This window comes from Oricola sp. (assembly GCF_022763245.1).
Classification (GTDB): domain Bacteria; phylum Pseudomonadota; class Alphaproteobacteria; order Rhizobiales; family Rhizobiaceae; genus Oricola.
Genome location: NZ_JALEGV010000008.1, coordinates 81,134 through 98,446, shown reverse-complemented (window position 1 = coordinate 98,446; position 17,313 = coordinate 81,134). Strand labels below are relative to the sequence as shown.

The following is a 17,313-nucleotide window of genomic DNA, read 5'->3' as shown; positions in this document are numbered from 1 at the left end:
ATCATGGCGAATGCATCCGGCGAGACCGGCCGCGCGAGCGACCGGCCGACGCGCAGCACGATCAGGGTTCTCAACAGGACAATGCCGCTGCCTGCCTCAAGGGCCGGGCGGATCGCGCTCGGCTCGGCGCTGGTCGTCGGCGGAGCGCTGGGATTCCTGCCGGTGGTGGGCTTCTGGATGCTGCCGCTTGGCCTTCTGGTGCTGGCCCATGACGTCGCCCGCGTGCGGCGCTGGCGGCGCAGATTGATCGTGCGATTCGCGCGCCGCGGGCAAAGACGAACGGATCGATAAAGCGATCGTTGAGGATAGTGCCGCGAACTTCTCAGAATGCCGCTTGACCCGCTTTCGGAAAATCCCTATCCGATCAACGACAACGCACCCGGACGGCCTCGTGGCGGAGTGGTTACGCAGAGGACTGCAAATCCTTGCACCCCGGTTCGATTCCGGGCGAGGCCTCCAGCGTTCGGGTGACCGGCGATACGACGAAGGCGGGCTATAATCATGGGGCACAAATTCGACGAACTGCGCCAGGCGATGGTCGACAGTCAGGTTCGTACAACAGACGTGACCGACCTGCGGGTCATCGACGCGCTGCTCTCCGTGCCGCGCGAGGCGTTCGTTCCCGATCAGCGCAAGCCCTTCGCTTACATTGATGACGACATCGAGGTTACCGGCCCGATGGCGGACACGCGGCGCTTCGTGATGAAGCCGTCGCCCTTCGCCAAGCTGGTGCAGCTCGCCGACGTGCGCGCAGGCGACCTCGTTCTCGATGTCGGATGCGGCACGGGTTACTCCTCTGCGGTGCTCTCGCGGCTGGCCAATGCGGTCATCGCGCTTGAGAGCGATTCGGAGCTGAGCGACCGGGCGACCGACCTGCTTCTTGAAAACGGCTTCGACAATGTCGCGGTCGTCACCGGCCCGCTGACCGAAGGCTATGCGGCCGAGGGTCCCTATGACGTGATTTTCGTCGGCGGCTCCGTCGATGCCGTGCCCGAGGCGCTTTTCGACCAGTTGAAGGACGGCGGCCGGCTGGTCGTGGTCGAAGGGCAGGGCCTGAGCGGCTTTGCGACATTTTATCTCAAGGAAGGCGATTACGTTTCCGGACGAAAAGCCTTTAACCTGAGCGTCAAGGCATTGCCTGGTTTCGCGCGGAAGCCGGAATTCTCGCTCTAGCGCCGAAGGGTTGCCGCTCGGCAACACCTCGCTTTTTGTTCGGGCGCTTGTCAGGGCTTGGTATTGCCGACACACAAGGCGGTTAATAAAACGTTTGGACCGACGACAGGTTGGTCATTTCAGTCAGGATAGTTCGGATGCGTTATTTCCTTGTAGCCGCGGCCCTCGCCGTTTCCGTTTCCATGGCGCCGCAGGCCACGCAAGCCGAGACCATCTTCGGTGCGCTCGCCAAAGCCTACGAAAACAATTCGGAGTTGAACTCGGCGCGAGCCGGGGTGCGGGTGCAGGATGAAAACGTCGCGCTGGCGCGCTCGGGCTACCGCCCGCGCATCCAGAGCACTGCGGGCATCACGAATTCCTGGAGCGAATCGTCGGCGGTCGGCGTCGGCGTGACGAGCGCCAGCTTCGGCGTGGAGATCAGCCAGTCGATCTTCGACGGCTTCCAGACCGGCAACAATGTGCGGGCGGCGACGTCGGGCGTGCTCGCCCAGCGCGAGAATCTGCGCAACACCGAACAGAACGTCCTCTTCGACACCGCGCAGGCCTATATGGACGTGCTGCAGAACCGCCAGATCGCGGTGCTGCGCCAGCGCAACCTGGCCTTCCTCGACGAGCAGGTGCGTGCCGCGCAGGCGCGCTTCGACGTGGGCGAGGGCACGCGCACCGATGTCGAGCAGGCCAAGGCGACCCGTGCGGCCGCCCAGGCGCAGCTCGAGGCGGCCCGCGCCGCGGCGCTTTCCAGCGCGGCGGTCTACCGCCAGCTCACCGGCTCGGAGCCGGACAATCTTCAGGCCGCGTCGGCGCTGAGCAAGGGCATGCCCGGGTCGCTGCAGTCGGCCCAGTCGGTCGCCTTCGCCGAGCATCCGGCCATCATGGTCAACAATCACCTGGTCGATTCCGGCCTGTTCAGCGTCAAGGCCGCCGAGGGCGCGTTCCTGCCTCAGGTCGGGCTTTCGGCCTCTGTGGGTCGCAGCTACACCAGCCGCACCGCCGGCGGCGGCTCGTTCACGGGCAACTCCGCTTCGATCGGCGCCCAGGTCACCGTGCCGATCTATCAGGGCGGTCAGGCCAGTGCGAATGTGCGCCAGAAGAAGGAACAGCTGGGCCAGGCACGCATCAATGTCGATGTCGCGCGCGATCAGGTGCGCGCCGCCGTCGCCTCTGCATGGACGCAGCTTCAGGCCTCCCGCGCCGCGGTCTCCGCCAACCAGGAGACGCTGCGTGCCTCCCGCCTGGCGCTTGACGGGGTAGTGCAGGAGCGCGATGTCGGCCAGCGCACGACGCTCGACGTTCTGAACGCCCAGGCCGACGTGCTGAGCGCCCAGATCGCCATGGTGCAGGCCGAGCGCGACGTCGTGGTCTCCAGCTATGCGCTGAGATCCGCCACCGGTCGCCTGACCGCCAGGAGCCTCGGGCTTCGTGTCGCGCTGCACGACCCCAAGGAGCATTTCGACGCCGTCCAGGACAAGTGGTTCGGACTGCGGACGCCGGACGGCCGTTAACCATAAGCAATTGCGATTCCTGTGAGTTGGCTCGGCGGCTTCCGCCGAGCCGATTCTCATCGTCCGGATCATCGGCTACCCTTGCAGGATGATTCGCCGGATGATTCGGCGTTCCAAGGGTTATGGTAGTCTCGAATGGCACACGGCAGCGCGCTTCGCGAACAACCCTCGATGGACGAGATTCTCGCGTCGATCCGCAGGATCATCGACGCCGGGGATGCCCGTTCCAAGCCGCCGGTGAAGCCGGTCGAGGAACGTGTCGAGCCCGCTTCGACGGCGGTTCCGCCGCCGGCCAACGATCCGGGCTTCACCCGGATGCGCGCGCCGCAATCCATGTCGCCGCAACAGCCCCAGACACGTCGTGCGCCGGAGCGCGTCACGCCGCGTTCGAACACCGCTGACGGGCTGGACGACGACATCGAGGCGGCGGTCAGCGCCTATCTCGCCGAGGAAAGCCTGAGCCGCAAGCCGGCGCGCATCGAGCCTGAGCTGCCCGATTTCAGCGCGTTTGAAACGCCGTTGCGCGATTCGGGGCTGCGGCTGTCGGCGTCGCTGAACGGGCGCGTGGACGACGATTATTCCTCTCCCGCGATGGATATCGATCCGACGCCGGCGGAGCCGGACATGTCGGAGGCCGAGGCCGTGCTGCTCGGCGACTTCTCCGATGTCGACCGCGACCTGCTTGCCGAGAAGCGGGCGAAATACGACGCCCGGTTCAGCGAGGCCGACAACGGGACATTCCAGAAGGTTGGCGATCTCTTGCGCGGCACGTTCGAGGTCGAGGCCAAGGCGCCGCCGGCCGGTCGCGACAAGCAGACGTCGCTGGTTTCCGAGGCGGTTTCGAACAGCGTCTCGCAATCCCTGTCCAGCCTCTCCAGCCTGGCCGAAGCCCTGCCGCAGCGCGCCGCACCGGACCTCGACGCCATGGCGGAAGAGATGCTGCGGCCGATGCTGCAGGAATGGCTCGACAACAACCTGCCGTCGCTGGTCGAGCGGCTGGTTCGCGCGGAGATCGAGCGCATCGCACGCGGCGAGCCGCGCCCGGCCTGATCGCCGGTCCCAACCGCGCCTTTGTTGACAGGCCACCGTGCTTCGGATTTACACGGGCGCTGATTGACCGACATCGCTCGCGGACGTTTCCACATGCTCGACAAGACCTTTGACGCGACCAGCGTCGAACCGAGAATTGCCAAAATCTGGGAGGAGGCCGACGCTTTCGCCGCCGGCGCAGGCTCGCGCGAAGGCGCCGATCCCTATTGCATCGTGATTCCGCCGCCGAACGTGACCGGCTCGCTGCATATGGGCCACGCGCTCAACAACACGCTGCAGGACATCATGATCCGCTACCAGCGGATGAACGGCAACAACGTGCTGTGGCAGCCGGGCATGGACCATGCCGGCATCGCGACGCAGATGGTCGTGGAGCGGCAGCTTGCCGAGAGCGGCGAGAACATGTCGCGCCGCCAGATGGGCCGAGAGAAGTTCATCGAGCGCGTGTGGCAGTGGAAGAACGAATCCGGCGGGATGATCTTCAACCAGCTGAAGCGCCTCGGCGCCTCCTGCGACTGGTCGCGCGAGCGCTTCACCATGGATGACGGCCTGTCCGAGGCTGTGCTGGAAGTCTTCGTGCGGCTCTACAAGGAAGGTCTGATCTACAAGGACAAGCGGCTGGTCAACTGGGATCCGAAGCTGCACACGGCGATCTCCGATCTCGAGGTCGAGCCGAAGGAAGTGGACGGCCATCTGTGGCATTTCCGCTATCCGTTGGCCGACGGGGCGACCTATGAGCACCCCTACAATCTCGACGACGAGGGCAACCGGATCGCCTGGAAGCCGTCCGACGGCGAGCCCGCCGGATACGAGACGCGCGACTATCTCGTCGTGGCGACGACGCGTCCCGAAACGATGCTCGGCGACACCGGCGTCGCGGTGCATCCGGACGATCCGCGCTACCAGGGCATTGTCGGAAAGCACGTGATCCTGCCGCTGGTCGGCCGGCACATTCCGATCGTCGCCGACGAATATCCCGATCCGGAAGCGGGCACCGGCGCGGTGAAGATGACGCCGGCGCACGACTTCAACGATTTCGAGGTCGGCAAGCGGCAGAACCTCGCCGCCGTGAGCGTTCTCGACGGGGAAGCGCGCGTGGTCCTGAAGGGCAACGCCGATTTCCATTACGGCGTCGAGCAGACGGAAGAGCTGGCGTCCACGATGAGCGAACTCGACGGGCTCGACCGTTTCGAGGCGCGCGATCGCATCGTCGCGATGCTGGAGGCGAGGGGCCTGGTCGACCGGATCGAGCCGCACAAGCACCAGGTCCCGCATGGCGACCGCGGCGGAGTGCCGATCGAGCCGTTCCTGACCGACCAGTGGTATGTCGATGCGGCGACGCTGGCCAAGCCGGCGATCGCATCGGTGCGCGAGGGGCGCACCGAGTTCGTGCCGAAAAGCTGGGAGAACACCTATTTCAACTGGATGGAGAACATCCAGCCCTGGTGCGTCTCGCGCCAGCTCTGGTGGGGCCACCAGATCCCGGCCTGGTACGGGCCGGACGGGACCGTGTTCGTCGAGAAGAGCGAGGAGGACGCAGTCGCTGCCGCCAGCCGGCATTATGGCGAAGCGGTTGACCTGACGCGCGACGAGGATGTTCTCGACACGTGGTTCTCTTCTGCCCTGTGGCCGTTCTCGACGCTTGGATGGCCGGAGCAGACCAAGGCGCTCGAGACCTGGTATCCGACCAGCGTTCTGGTGACCGGCTTCGACATCATCTTCTTCTGGGTCGCCCGTATGATGATGATGGGCCTGCACTTCATGAAGGACGAGAAGGAGGTTCCGGTCGAGCCTTTCCACACCGTCTATGTGCACGCGCTGGTGCGCGACAAGCACGGTGCCAAGATGTCGAAGTCGAAGGGCAACGTCATCGACCCGCTGGAGCTGATCGACGAATACGGCGCCGATGCGCTGCGCTTCACGCTGGCGATCATGGCCGCGCAGGGGCGCGACGTGAAGCTCGACCCGGCGCGCATCGCCGGCTATCGCAATTTCGGCACGAAGCTCTGGAACGCGACGCGGTTCGCGCAGATGAACGGCGTCAAGCAGGATCCCGATTTCGATCCGGCGGGCGCGACGCTGCAGGTCAATCGCTGGATCCTGACCGAGTTCGCCCGCACGGCGGCGAATGTCGCGACGGGGATCGACCAGTACCGCTTCAACGAAGCGGCGGGCGCGGCCTACAGCTTCGTCTGGCACACATTCTGCGACTGGTACCTGGAACTGCTGAAGCCGATCTTCAACGGCGACGACGAGGCGGCGAAGACCGAGGCGCAGGCCTGCGCGGCCTATGTGCTCGACGGCGTCTACAAATTGCTGCATCCGTTCATGCCGTTCATGACCGAGGAATTGTGGGCGCTGACCGCCGATCGTCGCGACACGCTTCTGTGCCACGCCGAATGGCCGCGTCCGGAATTCGCGGACGACGAGGCGGCCAGCGAGATCAACTGGCTGATCGAACTCGTCAGCGGCATCCGCTCAGTGCGCGCCGAAATGAACGTTCCGGCATCGGCCAGCGCGCCGCTGGTCATGGTCGGCGCGAGCACCGAAACCTGCGAGCGCCTGCTGCGCCACGATTCCGCGATCAAGCGGCTCGCCCGCGCCGAGGACATCCTGGCCGAGAGCGAGGTGCCGAAGGGCTCGGCGCAGATCATCATCGGCGAGGCGACGGCGTGCCTGCCGCTCGGTGGCCTGATCGACGTGGATGCGGAACGCGCCCGGCTTGCGAAGGCGATCGGCAAGGTCGAGGCGGATATCGGCAAGTTGCAGGGCAAGCTCGGCAACGAGAAGTTCCTCGCCAACGCCAAGCCCGAAATCGTCGCAGGCGAACGCGACAAGCTGGAAGACGCCTTGAGCGAACGCGATTCGCTGAAGGCGGCACTCGGCCGCATCGAGCAGATTGGCTGACGCAACGGCCGGCGGTTTGTCGCATGGCCGACGGTTGTGCGCAGAAAGCCGTCGGTTGTGTCGATTTTGCAACAACGCGCATTTCGCGCAATTTTATCAGGCAGACGACGCGGAAGTTGCCGAAAAAATGCCTTTTCGGCCCCTTCTGCCCTTAACGTAAACGTAAAAAGCGTCAGTTCGACGCAGATTGCCGTTTTCGGGGTCGAGGGCGGTCCGAAATGTGGCGTTTATTTGGCTAAAATCTGCTTGAAATTTGAGCGCATCCTCCGTCAGAACTATGGAAAAGCATGGTTTGGAGGACAAGAATGCGTAGGGGCACAAAAACAATAACGATCGGTCTCTTTGGCGCGACGGTGCTGAGCAGCGCTGCGCTGGCGGGGGGATTCAGCCGCGGCAGCGCCAATCTCGACGGGCTGTATGGCGACGGCTTCGAGTTCTACAGCGGCGTGACGTTCGTCTCGCCGGGGCGGTCCTACGAGAACATCTCGGGCTACAGCCTGGAGGGTTTCCTGGACGCACCCGACCAGACCTTCTCCAATGACTATTTCATCCCTTACGTGTCCGTGGGCGGAAAGCTCGCCGGGAACCTGAATTGCGTCGGTTCCTACACGCAGCCCTATGGCGGCGACTCGGAATATTCGGGTGCCATCCAGTTCGACACGGCCTATCAGAATTTCGTCGTGGACGAGCTCGGCCTGACCTGTTCGGTCGGTTTCGACGCCGGTCCCGGCCGCGCCTATCTCATCGGTGGCGTGTTCCATGAGAGCCTCGATTACAACGAGGCGCAGGACTTCCAGCTCTACGACGGCATCCCGCTGCCGAACCCGTTCTTCGACGACGGCGTCTACGGCCCCAATGCCGGCGACGTCAGCAGCCTCAACCTGACCGGCGAGTCCTGGGGCTACCGGATCGGCGTCGGCTTCGAAATCCCCGAGATCGCGCTGCGCGGCAGCCTGATGTACCGCTCGCAGACGGATTACGACGCGACGGGCATGTACAGCAGCACGCCGTTCGCGACCATCGCCGCGCACCAGATCGCCGGCGATCCGGACAGCCCGTTCTACGGCAACTATGCCGGCGCGCTGGGTTATGTTCAGGGCAACCTCTACCAGTCGCAGCTTTCGACCACCGCAAGCGCGTCGGCGTCCCTGCCGCAGAGCGTCGAATTCGCCCTGCGTTCTGGCATTCGTCCGGGCTGGCTGGCTTTCGCTTCCGTCAAGTGGACCGACTGGAGCGTGCTGCAGCAGATCCAGGTTGTCGAGGGGATCGCGGGCCAGGATTTCTCCAGCTCGAGCTTCTTCTTCAAGGATGGCTGGACGGTCACCGGCGGTCTGGCTCACCAGTTTAACGAAACACTGGCAGGATCCTTCTCCGTCACATGGGACAAGGGCGTTTCGGGCGGCTACGACACGCTGACCGACACCTGGACGGTCGCGAGCGGTGTGCGTTACGCCAAGGACAACATGACCTTGAGCGCCGGCGGCGCCGCCATCTACCTGTCCGAAGGCCAGAAGACCGAGGGCGACTACACCGCCTACTCGCCGGGTGAGTGGGGCTACGCCCTGTCGCTGTCCGGCAGCCTGAAGTTCTGATATCGGCCACGCCGATCCTTTTCGACCCCGCCGCACGTTCATGCGGCGGGGTTCTTCTTTGAGGCCCTGCCAGACACCGCAAGGCCGCCAAATCTCCTGAAACCGCGGTCTTTGTGACGATTTGGCAACACCTTCGTTCTAAGATTTCCTCTAGAAGCCCTGCCGGGCGAGATGCCCATTTGCCGCCATAAACCGGGCGCATCGCAGCGGTGTCTCGCCGCGGGGCGCATGCTCACGGCAGGCAAGGGACAGGAATTCATGGACGCCAAGGTCATCTCGAAGGACAAGCTGCCGAGCCGTCATACGACGGTCGGCCCGGCGCGCGCGCCGCATCGCTCGTTCCTCTATGCGATGGGGCTGTCCGAGAAGGAAATCGCGCAGCCTCTGGTCGGCGTGGCGTCCTGCTGGAACGAGGCCGCACCCTGCAACATCGCACTGATGCGCCAGGCCCAGGTGGTCAAGAAGGGCGTTGCGGCCGCCAACGGCACGCCGCGCGAGTTCTGCACCATCACCGTGACCGACGGCATCGCCATGGGCCACCAGGGCATGAAGGCGTCGCTGGTGTCGCGCGACGTCATCGCCGATTCTGTCGAGCTGACGATGCGCGGGCACTGCTATGACGCGCTTGTCGGGCTCGCCGGCTGCGACAAGTCCTTGCCGGGCATGATGATGGCGATGGTTCGCCTCAACGTGCCTTCCGTCTTCGTCTATGGCGGCTCCATCCTGCCGGGCTCCTTTCGCGGCCGCGAGATCACCGTCCAGGACGTGTTCGAGGCGGTCGGCCAGCATTCTGTCGGCGGCATGTCCGACGACGACCTCTTCGAGATCGAGCAGGCGGCGTGTCCGTCGGCCGGCTCCTGCGGGGCGCAGTTCACCGCCAACACCATGGCGACCGTGGCCGAGGCGATCGGCCTTGCCTTGCCCTATTCCTGCGGCGCGCCGGCTCCCTACGAGCTGCGCGACCGTTTCTGTTTCGCGTCCGGCGAGAAGGTGATGGAACTCGTCGCGCGCAACATCCGCCCACGCGACATCGTTACGCGCAAGGCGCTGGAAAACGCCGCAGCGGTGGTCGCCGCGACCGGTGGGTCGAGCAACGGCGCGCTGCACCTGCCGGCGATCGCGCATGAGGCGGGCATCGAGTTCGACTTGTTCGACGTCGCCGAGATCTTCCGCAAGACGCCCTACATCGCCGACCTGAAGCCGGGCGGGAAGTATGTGGCCAAGGACATGTTCGAGGCCGGCGGCATCCCGCTTCTCATGAAGACGCTGTTCGAGCACGGCTTCCTGCATGGCGACTGCCTGACCGTGACCGGTCGCACTTTGGCCGAAAACATGGATTACGTGCAGTGGAACCCGGATCAGGACGTGGTCTACCCGGCCGACAAGCCGATCACCACCACCGGCGGGGTTGTCGGGCTCAAGGGCAATCTGGCGCCCGACGGGGCCATCGTGAAGGTGGCCGGCATGGCGAACCAGAAGTTCTCCGGCCCGGCGCGATGCTTCGATTCGGAAGAAGAGTGCTTCGAGGCGGTGACCAACCGGACCTACAAGGAAGGCGAGGTGCTGGTCATTCGCTATGAGGGACCGAAAGGCGGTCCCGGCATGCGCGAAATGCTGGCCACGACGGCAGCGCTTTACGGGCAGGGCATGGGCGACAAGGTCGCGCTGATCACCGACGGCCGGTTTTCCGGCGCGACGCGCGGCTTCTGCATCGGTCATGTCGGTCCGGAAGCGGCGGTCGGCGGCCCGATCGCATTATTGCGGGACGGCGACACCATCACGATCGACGCGGTGGCGGGAACGCTGGACGTCGATCTGAGCGAGGAGGAGTTGGCGGCGCGCCAGGCCGAATGGGCGCCGCGCGAGACCGCCTACACCTCGGGCGTTCTCTGGAAATATGCGCAGACGGTGGGCGATGCCCGCCGCGGCGCCGTGACACACCCCGGCGGAGCTGTGGAGACGCTCTGCTACGCCGATATCTAGGATGTAAACGAGTATCATGACCGCGATCTGGTCTGACAAATCAAGCACTTCCGGCATGCGCGCCGCCTCGATGGCGGCGATCGGGGGCCTCGCGCTCGCTCTTGCCGTCTTTCAGCCAGCGTCCTGTGCCGCCCAGTCTTCGGACGGGGAGCGCAAGGGGCCGTGGGCAATGTTCCGCTTCGGTTTCTTTGCCTACAAGGACGGGCGCAAGGACGAGGCGTTGAAGGCCTATCGCGACGCCGCCGAGCATGGCCATGCGGGCGCCCGTTGGAAGCTGGCGACGATGTATGCCTCCGGCGACGGGGTCAAGGAAGACGATTACGAGGCCTTCCGGCTGTATGAGGGCGTCGTCAACGAAGGTGCGGCGCCGGGCACGCGCGACGAGACCTTCATCGCCAATTCGCTGACGTCGCTGGCGAGCTATCTGCGCCGTGGCATTCCCAATTCACCGATCTCGGCCGACCCGTGGCGCGCGCGCCAACTCTATTTACAGGCGGCGAGCCAGTTCGGCGACGCCGGCGCCCAATTCGAGCTCGGACGCATGTACATGTCCGGCGAGGGCGGTCCGGTGGACCTGGTCCAGGCGGCGCGCTGGTTCAATCTGGCAATGCGCAAGGGCCATGTCGGGTCGGAAGCGCTGCTCGGCAAGATCCTGTTCGATTCCGGCAAGACCGCGCGAGGGCTCTCCTACCTGACGAGTGCACTCAACAAGGCGTCGGAAGCGGACAGCCTCTGGATCCGCACATTGCAGGAAGCAGCCTTCGCCGTTGCCTCGGAAAGCGACCGTCGCACCGCGATCGCGTTGGCCGGACGGAACTGACCTCGATCAGCTCTTGACGGGGAGCCAAGTGGAGAGCTGCGGCAGCGCGGCTGTCGGGCAGTCTTCTTCGAGAATGGTCCAGGACGTGTTGTTGAGCACCCGCTCGCAGCGCGCCAGCTTCGCGCCCGCCGACGTCTTCAGGCAAATCGTCTGGCCTTCCGGAACGTCACTGCCGTTGCCGCGACAGGTGCAGTTCGAAGCCGCCGTCGCGGATTGCGCGAAGACGCCCAAGGCAAATGTCAGTGAGATGCATGCGAGGCGTTGGGTCATGGCCGGTCCCTCCGCCGTGAAGCGTATCACGGGTCCGGCGTTCCGGCAAAAGGCGTCGCGTCACGCAGCGTAATCGATCACCACGGGTACATGGTCTGAGGGCTTTTCCCAGGCCCGCACATGCTTGTCGATCTCGGCGGCGCGCAGATGGACGGCGGCTTCTGGGGAAAGAAGCAGGTGGTCGATGCGGATGCCGTTGTTCTTCTGCCAGGCACCGGCTTGGTAATCCCAGAAGGTGTAGGTTTCGGGTGCGTCGGTGACCGAGCGGATCGCTTCCGTCAGGCCGAGATTGACGAGCCGGCGGAACGCGGCGCGGGTCTCCGGCCTGAACAGCGCATCGCCCTCCCACACCTTCGGGTCGTGGCAGTCCTCAGCCTGCGGGATCACGTTGTAGTCGCCCGCGAGAATGAACGGTTCCTCCAGCGCGAGGCGTTCCTCGGTCCAGGCGTGCAGCCGTTCCATCCAGCCGAGCTTGTAGGGAAATTTCGGGCTGTCGACCGGATTTCCGTTCGGCAGGTAGAGCGAGACCACCCGCAGCACGCCGCTCTCAACCGAGAAGACGCCTTCGATGAAACGCGCCTGCACATCCTCGTCGTCGCCGGGCAGGCCGCGATTGACCTCGTCGAAGGGCAGCTTCGACAGGATGGCGACGCCGTTGAACCCCTTCTGCCCGTGGGTCTCGACCTGATAGCCGAGCGCCTCGAACTCGCCGCGCGGGAAATTTTCGTCGACCGACTTGATCTCCTGCAGGCAGGCGATGTCGGGGGAGGCCTGTTCCAGCCAGCTCTTCACCGTGTCGAGCCGTGCCTTGACGCCGTTGATGTTCCAGGTCGCGATTTTCACGAAGAAGGGTCTCCAGATTCTGCCCGTACGGGGACCTCGTTGGTATCGCCATGCGGCGGGCGCGTAAAGCCGGCAAGCGTCTGCGCGGCATCTGGCACGGATCATGCGTTGCCTGTCTGTGGCGAGGGGAATCGCGTCAACAAGCACGTTTGAAGTGATGAGAGGTTTCAAAAATGGCTAATAATCAGGCACCTGCGGATAGTTCGCTGGTCTATACACTTAACGATACACCGCCGCCGGGGCCGGCTTTTCTGGCGGCCGCACAGCATATCCTGGCGAGTATTGTCGGCATCGTCACGCCGACCCTCGTGATCGGCGGGGTTCTGGGGCTGGGCGAGCACGTGCCCTATCTGATCGCGATGTCGCTCTTCGTGTCCGGCGTCGCGACGTTCATCCAGTGTCGTCGCATCGGGCCGGTGGGGTCCGGTCTTTTGAGCCTTCAGGGCACGAGCTTTGCATTTCTGGGCTCCATCCTGGCGGCGGGCTTCGCGGTGAAGGGCAGGGGCGGCACGCCGGAGGACATCCTGGCGATGATCTTCGGCCTTTGTCTTGTCGGCTGCCTGGTCGAGGTCATTCTCAGCCAGTTCATCGACAGGATGGACCGGATCATCACTCCGACCGTGACGGGTGTCGTGATCACGGTCATCGGCCTCAGCCTCGTCAAGGTCGGCTTCACCGATTTTGCCGGCGGTGTCGGCGCCGGTGAGTCCTTCGGCAGCCCGGTCAATCTGGCGCTCGGCATTCTCGTGGTCGCGGTCATTCTGGTCATGACCTTCCAGAAGAACCCGATGATCCGCATCTCGGCGATCATGATCGGCCTTGTCGCTGGGTTCATCGTGGCGGCCATTCTCGGGCAGGTGAATTTCTCGGCCTTCGGCTCGCAGCCGGTCTTCGCGATCCCGGTGCCGTTCAAGTTCGGGTTTTCCTTCGATATCGCGCTCTTCATCCCGATCGCCTTCGTCTATCTGATCACCGCGATCGAGACGACGGGCGACCTGACGGCGAACTCCGTGATCTCGGGCGAGCCGGTGGAAGGTGACGTCTATATGGGACGCATCAAGGGCGGCGTTCTCGCTGACGGCGTCAATTCGGGCATCGCCGCGATCTTCAACACCTTCCCGAACACGACCTTCAGCCAGAACAACGGCGTCATCCAGATGACCGGCGTCGCGAGCCGTCATGTCGGCTACTACATCGCCGGCATCCTGGTGGTGCTCGGCTTCTTCCCGATCATCGGCGGCATCTTCCTGCTGGTGCCTAAATCGGTGCTTGGCGGGGCCACGCTGGTGCTGTTCGGCTCGATTGCGGTCGCCGGCATCCGCATCCTGGCGTCACAGGAGATCGATCGCCGCAAGATCTACATCATGGCGGTGTCGTTCGGGCTGGGGCTCGGCGTGACGCTGGTGCCTGACGCGATCAAGCAGTTGCCGGACATCATGCAGAAGGTGTTCGCGACGCCGATCACGCTGAGCGGCCTGACCGCGATCATCCTGTCGCTGATCATCCCCGACAGCGTCGGCAAGACTGCCGAGGCGGCTGAATAGGCGCCCGCATGAGATGAAATCCGGCGGTCCGCCCCCGGGCGGGCTGCCTCAGATGCTGAACGAGGTGCCGCAGCCGCAGCTCGCCACCGCGTTCGGGTTCCTGATCTGGAAGGACTGGCCGATCAGGTCGTCGACGAAATCGATCTCCGATCCGGCCATGTAGACCATCGACAACTCGTCGATCAGGACGGTGGCGCCGTTTTTCTCGATGACGATGTCGTCGGCTTCCGCGGGGCCGGGCACGAGGTCGAACTTGTAGGAAAATCCGGAGCAGCCGCCGCCTTCCACCGTGATGCGCAACGCCTTGTTGTCGGCTTCGCCCTCGACGATCTTCGTCACGCGGGCGGCGCAGGCGTCGGTCATGGTCACGGTCTTGTCTGCCATCGGTGCATGGGCGGTCATGGTTCGCGTCCTCGCCGGCTTCGGTTCACACGGTGTTCAATGCTTTGCTTCATAGGTATGAAGCGGTGCGGAGCGCGTCAATATGGCGGTGTGGATGCGCGGCAGGGGACTTGAACGATGCAGCCGGTTTCGGATGCGACATTGCAGGGCATTGGCTTCGGCCTGGGCGAGCGCGCGCCCTATGCGACGGTGTCAGAGCGCAGCCGCGGTCGGCTGGTCGAGGAGCCGCGCAGCCGGACGCGAACGGAATACCAGCGCGACCGCGACCGGATCGTGCATTCCACGGCGTTTCGCCGGCTGAAGCACAAGACGCAGGTGTTCTTCAGCCATGAGGGCGATCATTTTCGCACGCGGCTGACCCACACGATCGAGGTCTCGCAGATCGCCCGTGCCCTGGCGCGCGCGTTCCGGCTGGACGAGGATCTCGCCGAGGCCGTGGCGCTGGTGCATGATTTCGGCCACACGCCCTTCGGTCACACCGGCGAGGACGTGCTCGACGCCTGCATGGCCGAGCATGGCGGCTTCGACCACAACGCCCAGGCGTTGCGTGTGGTGACGAAGCTGGAGCGCCGCTACGCCGAGTTCGACGGCCTCAACCTGACATGGGAGACGCTCGAAGGTCTCGTCAAGCACAACGGGCCATTGCGCGACCCCGTGACGGGCGAGGGGCTGGACGGGCCCGTGCCGGTGACCATTCTCAATATCTGCGAGGCCTTCGACCTGGAAATCGACCGGCACGCCGGGCTCGAGGCGCAGCTCGCGGCGATATCCGACGACATCGCCTACAACACACACGACATCGACGACGGCCTCCGCGCGGGCCTGCTGACCTTCGACATGCTGCGCGAGGTGGCGTTGCCGCGCGACATCCTGGCCGAAGTCGACAGCCGTTATCCAGGCCTCGACGACAGCCGACGTGGCCATGAAATGACGCGACGTCTAATCACGCGGATGGTCGAGGACGTGATCGGGCGCACCGCCGCCAATCTCGACGCGCTTCGGCCCGGCACCGTGGCGGACATATACGGCGCGGGCCGGACCATGGCCGAATTCTCGCCGGAGATGGCGGCGCTCGAAAAGGAACTGAAGGCGTTCATGTTCGCCAACATGTACCGCCATCCCGACGTGATGCGCGTTCGGGCGCAGGCGGAAGAGGTCGTGCGCGACCTGTTCGGTGCTTTTCTCGCCGCACCGGAGCGGATGGGCGGCCACTGGTCGGAGCAGCTATCGCAACTGGACGACCATGCCCTGGCGCGCCGCGTCGCCGACTATCTCGCCGGCATGACCGACACGTTCGCCCTGTCGGAACACAGACGGCTGTTTGACCGCACTCCCGATTTGCGTTAGCGACGCCTCCGCAGACCGGACACCGGTTCTTACAGATTATCCAGGACAGCGCTCATGAACATTTTCACCGAGTTCAGGCATCGGGTCGTCAAGGCCGTGGACGCACTCGGCGTGGAGGCGAAAGACGGCGGCGCGCTCGATTTCGCCAAGCTGGGCATCGAGCCGCCGCGCGATGCGTCGCATGGCGACATCGCCACGAATGCCGCCCTGGTTCTGGCGAAGCAGGCCGGCATGCCGCCGCGCGAACTCGCCGAAAAGATCGCCGCGAAGCTGGGCGAAGACGCCGACGTCGAATCCTCCGGTGTTGCAGGGCCGGGCTTCGTCAATCTGAAGCTGTCGGACGGGTTCTGGCGCAAGCAGCTCGCGACGATCCTCGAACGCCAAGACGACTACGGCCGCTCGACGCTTGGCGATGGCGCCAAGATCAATGTCGAATATGTCTCGGCCAATCCGACCGGCCCGATGCATGTCGGCCATTGCCGTGGCGCCGTGGTCGGCGACGCGCTTGCCAATCTTCTGGCTTGTGCGGGCTACGAGGTGACCAAGGAATATTACATCAACGACGCCGGCGCACAGATCGACGTGCTGGCCCGGTCGGTGATGTTGCGTTACCGCGAGGCGCTCGGCGACGAGATCGGCGAGATTCCCGAAGGGCTTTATCCGGGTGACTATCTCGTTCCCGTGGGCGAGGCGCTCGCGGAGGAATATGGCCGCGATCTCTTGCAGATGCCGGACGACGAGTCGCTGGCCATCGTCAAGAACCGGGCCATCGACGCGATGATGACGATGATCCGCGAGGATCTCGACGCGCTGAACGTCCATCACGACGTCTTCTTCTCGGAGCGGGATCTGCATGCCGACGGCGCACGGCGGATTCGCACCGCGATAAACGAGCTGACGATCAACGGGCATGTCTACAAGGGCAAGCTGCCGCCGCCGAAGGGGCAGTTGCCGGAGGACTGGGAAGACCGCGAGCAGACGCTGTTCCGCTCGACAGCCGTCGGCGACGACATCGACCGCCCGCTGGTGAAGTCGGACGGCTCCTACACCTATTTCGCCGCCGACGTCGCCTACTTCATGGACAAGTACAAGCGCGGCTTCTCCGAGATGATCTATGTGCTGGGCGCCGACCACGGCGGCTATGTGAAGCGCCTTGAGGCGCTGGCGCGCGCGGTGACCGGCGGCAATGCGAAGCTGACGGTGCTTCTGTGCCAGCTGGTCAAGCTCTACCGCGACGGCGAGCCGGTGCGCATGTCGAAACGGGCCGGCCAGTTCGTGACGCTGCGGGACGTGGTCGACGAAGTCGGACGCGATCCGGTGCGTTTCATGATGCTGTATCGCAAGAACATGGAGCCGCTCGATTTCGATTTCGCCAAGGTCACTGAGCGCTCCAAGGACAATCCGGTCTTCTACGTGCAATATGCGAGCGCGCGCTGCCATTCGGCCTTCCGGCAGGCGGCCGAACAGTTCGGCGCGCCGGTGGAGCCCGATCCGGATGCGCTGGACCTCTTGTCCGACGAGGGCGAGATCGCACTGATCAGGAAGCTCGCCGAGTACCCTCGCGTCATCGAGGCGGCGGCGCAGGCGCACGAGCCGCATCGCATCGCGTTCTACCTCTACGATCTCGCCAGCGTGTTCCACAGCCAGTGGAATCGCGGCACGGACAATGACGACTTACGCTTTGTTAAGGTTAACAATCCACAATTGACCCGTGCCAGATTGGGTCTGGTGCAGGGTGTGCTCCATGTACTTCGGTCGGGCCTTGCCATCGTCGGGGCTGATTCCCCGACGGAAATGCGGTAATACCCTGTCACCTTTTGCCCATAATGCGCTGGCATGGAGCGTGTCGAAGGCATGAAGTCTTCGGGGTGAAGAGTACA

The 17,313-nt window shown here is 64.4% G+C and carries 14 protein-coding genes and 1 tRNA gene; 12 read left to right on the top strand and 3 right to left on the bottom strand.

The window, feature by feature from the left end:
- Positions 1 to 3: 3 nt before the first annotated feature.
- From MRY80_RS02115 to MRY80_RS02075, 9 genes are all read left to right on the top strand, one after another.
- The gene (locus MRY80_RS02115; protein ID WP_293287418.1) at positions 4 to 291 is read left to right on the top strand and encodes a hypothetical protein; all 288 of its coding nucleotides are present in this window, start codon (positions 4 to 6) and stop codon (positions 289 to 291) included.
- 94 nt (positions 292 to 385) lie between these two features.
- A tRNA-Cys gene (locus MRY80_RS02110) sits at positions 386 to 459 on the top strand.
- A 42-nt stretch (positions 460 to 501) separates the two neighbouring features.
- Positions 502 to 1,173 carry a protein-L-isoaspartate O-methyltransferase gene (locus MRY80_RS02105; RefSeq protein ID WP_293287415.1) on the top strand — a complete coding sequence of 224 codons (672 nt, stop codon included), beginning with the start codon at positions 502 to 504 and terminating at the stop codon, positions 1,171 to 1,173.
- 137 nt (positions 1,174 to 1,310) lie between these two features.
- Positions 1,311 to 2,675 carry a TolC family outer membrane protein gene (locus MRY80_RS02100; RefSeq protein WP_293287413.1) on the top strand — a complete coding sequence of 455 codons (1,365 nt, stop codon included), beginning with the start codon at positions 1,311 to 1,313 and terminating at the stop codon, positions 2,673 to 2,675.
- 135 nt (positions 2,676 to 2,810) lie between these two features.
- Positions 2,811 to 3,725, top strand: coding sequence for a DUF2497 domain-containing protein (locus MRY80_RS02095; RefSeq protein WP_293287410.1), 915 nt, complete (start codon positions 2,811 to 2,813; stop codon positions 3,723 to 3,725).
- Positions 3,726 to 3,818: 93 nt separating this feature from the next.
- Positions 3,819 to 6,632, top strand: a complete 2,814-nt coding sequence (locus tag MRY80_RS02090) for a valine--tRNA ligase (protein ID WP_293287408.1) — start codon at positions 3,819 to 3,821, stop codon at positions 6,630 to 6,632.
- Positions 6,633 to 6,937: 305 nt separating this feature from the next.
- Positions 6,938 to 8,224 carry an outer membrane protein transport protein gene (locus MRY80_RS02085; RefSeq protein ID WP_293287406.1) on the top strand — a complete coding sequence of 429 codons (1,287 nt, stop codon included), beginning with the start codon at positions 6,938 to 6,940 and terminating at the stop codon, positions 8,222 to 8,224.
- Positions 8,225 to 8,482: 258 nt separating this feature from the next.
- Positions 8,483 to 10,207, top strand: a complete 1,725-nt coding sequence (gene ilvD, locus MRY80_RS02080) for a dihydroxy-acid dehydratase (RefSeq protein ID WP_293287404.1) — start codon at positions 8,483 to 8,485, stop codon at positions 10,205 to 10,207.
- A gap of 70 nt (positions 10,208 to 10,277) precedes the next feature.
- Positions 10,278 to 11,027: a tetratricopeptide repeat protein gene (locus MRY80_RS02075; RefSeq protein WP_293287519.1), complete on the top strand. Its 750-nt coding sequence runs from the start codon at positions 10,278 to 10,280 to the stop codon at positions 11,025 to 11,027.
- Positions 11,028 to 11,033: 6 nt separating this feature from the next.
- Here the strand turns inward: MRY80_RS02075 and MRY80_RS02070 are convergent, their stop codons facing one another.
- Both MRY80_RS02070 and xth read right to left on the bottom strand, forming a co-directional pair.
- Positions 11,034 to 11,297, bottom strand: coding sequence for a hypothetical protein (locus MRY80_RS02070; RefSeq protein ID WP_293287402.1), 264 nt, complete (start codon positions 11,295 to 11,297; stop codon positions 11,034 to 11,036).
- A gap of 60 nt (positions 11,298 to 11,357) precedes the next feature.
- Positions 11,358 to 12,140, bottom strand: a complete 783-nt coding sequence (gene xth, locus MRY80_RS02065; protein WP_293287400.1) for an exodeoxyribonuclease III — start codon at positions 12,138 to 12,140, stop codon at positions 11,358 to 11,360.
- 173 nt (positions 12,141 to 12,313) lie between these two features.
- Here xth and MRY80_RS02060 point away from each other — a divergent pair, with 173 nt between their 5' ends.
- Positions 12,314 to 13,684, top strand: coding sequence for a nucleobase:cation symporter-2 family protein (locus MRY80_RS02060; RefSeq protein WP_293287398.1), 1,371 nt, complete (start codon positions 12,314 to 12,316; stop codon positions 13,682 to 13,684).
- Positions 13,685 to 13,732: 48 nt separating this feature from the next.
- Here the strand turns inward: MRY80_RS02060 and erpA are convergent, their stop codons facing one another.
- Positions 13,733 to 14,068 carry an iron-sulfur cluster insertion protein ErpA gene (erpA, locus tag MRY80_RS02055; RefSeq protein ID WP_293287516.1) on the bottom strand — a complete coding sequence of 112 codons (336 nt, stop codon included), beginning with the start codon at positions 14,066 to 14,068 and terminating at the stop codon, positions 13,733 to 13,735.
- 135 nt (positions 14,069 to 14,203) lie between these two features.
- Between erpA and MRY80_RS02050 the strand changes: the two genes are divergently transcribed.
- Positions 14,204 to 15,433 (top strand): deoxyguanosinetriphosphate triphosphohydrolase, encoded by a 1,230-nt coding sequence (locus MRY80_RS02050; RefSeq protein WP_293287395.1) that lies wholly within the window; start codon positions 14,204 to 14,206, stop codon positions 15,431 to 15,433.
- A gap of 54 nt (positions 15,434 to 15,487) precedes the next feature.
- On the top strand, positions 15,488 to 17,236 hold the full coding sequence (gene argS / locus MRY80_RS02045) for an arginine--tRNA ligase (protein ID WP_293287393.1): 1,749 nt from the start codon (positions 15,488 to 15,490) through the stop codon (positions 17,234 to 17,236).
- Positions 17,237 to 17,313 lie beyond the last annotated feature (77 nt).

Excerpts from the sequence above, each read along its gene's own strand:
- MRY80_RS02115 (WP_293287418.1), top strand. The coding sequence starts at position 4 with ATGGCGAATGCATCCGGCGAGACCGGCCGCGCGAGCGACCGGCCGACG.
- MRY80_RS02105 (WP_293287415.1), top strand. The coding sequence starts at position 502 with ATGGGGCACAAATTCGACGAACTGCGCCAGGCGATGGTCGACAGTCAG.
- MRY80_RS02100 (WP_293287413.1), top strand. The coding sequence starts at position 1,311 with ATGCGTTATTTCCTTGTAGCCGCGGCCCTCGCCGTTTCCGTTTCCATG.
- MRY80_RS02095 (WP_293287410.1), top strand. The coding sequence starts at position 2,811 with ATGGCACACGGCAGCGCGCTTCGCGAACAACCCTCGATGGACGAGATT.
- MRY80_RS02090 (WP_293287408.1), top strand. The coding sequence starts at position 3,819 with ATGCTCGACAAGACCTTTGACGCGACCAGCGTCGAACCGAGAATTGCC.
- MRY80_RS02085 (WP_293287406.1), top strand. The coding sequence starts at position 6,938 with ATGCGTAGGGGCACAAAAACAATAACGATCGGTCTCTTTGGCGCGACG.
- ilvD (WP_293287404.1), top strand. The coding sequence starts at position 8,483 with ATGGACGCCAAGGTCATCTCGAAGGACAAGCTGCCGAGCCGTCATACG.
- MRY80_RS02075 (WP_293287519.1), top strand. The coding sequence starts at position 10,278 with ATGGCGGCGATCGGGGGCCTCGCGCTCGCTCTTGCCGTCTTTCAGCCA.
- MRY80_RS02070 (WP_293287402.1), bottom strand. The coding sequence starts at position 11,297 with ATGACCCAACGCCTCGCATGCATCTCACTGACATTTGCCTTGGGCGTC.
- MRY80_RS02060 (WP_293287398.1), top strand. The coding sequence starts at position 12,314 with ATGGCTAATAATCAGGCACCTGCGGATAGTTCGCTGGTCTATACACTT.
- erpA (WP_293287516.1), bottom strand. The coding sequence starts at position 14,068 with ATGGCAGACAAGACCGTGACCATGACCGACGCCTGCGCCGCCCGCGTG.
- MRY80_RS02050 (WP_293287395.1), top strand. The coding sequence starts at position 14,204 with ATGCAGCCGGTTTCGGATGCGACATTGCAGGGCATTGGCTTCGGCCTG.
- argS (WP_293287393.1), top strand. The coding sequence starts at position 15,488 with ATGAACATTTTCACCGAGTTCAGGCATCGGGTCGTCAAGGCCGTGGAC.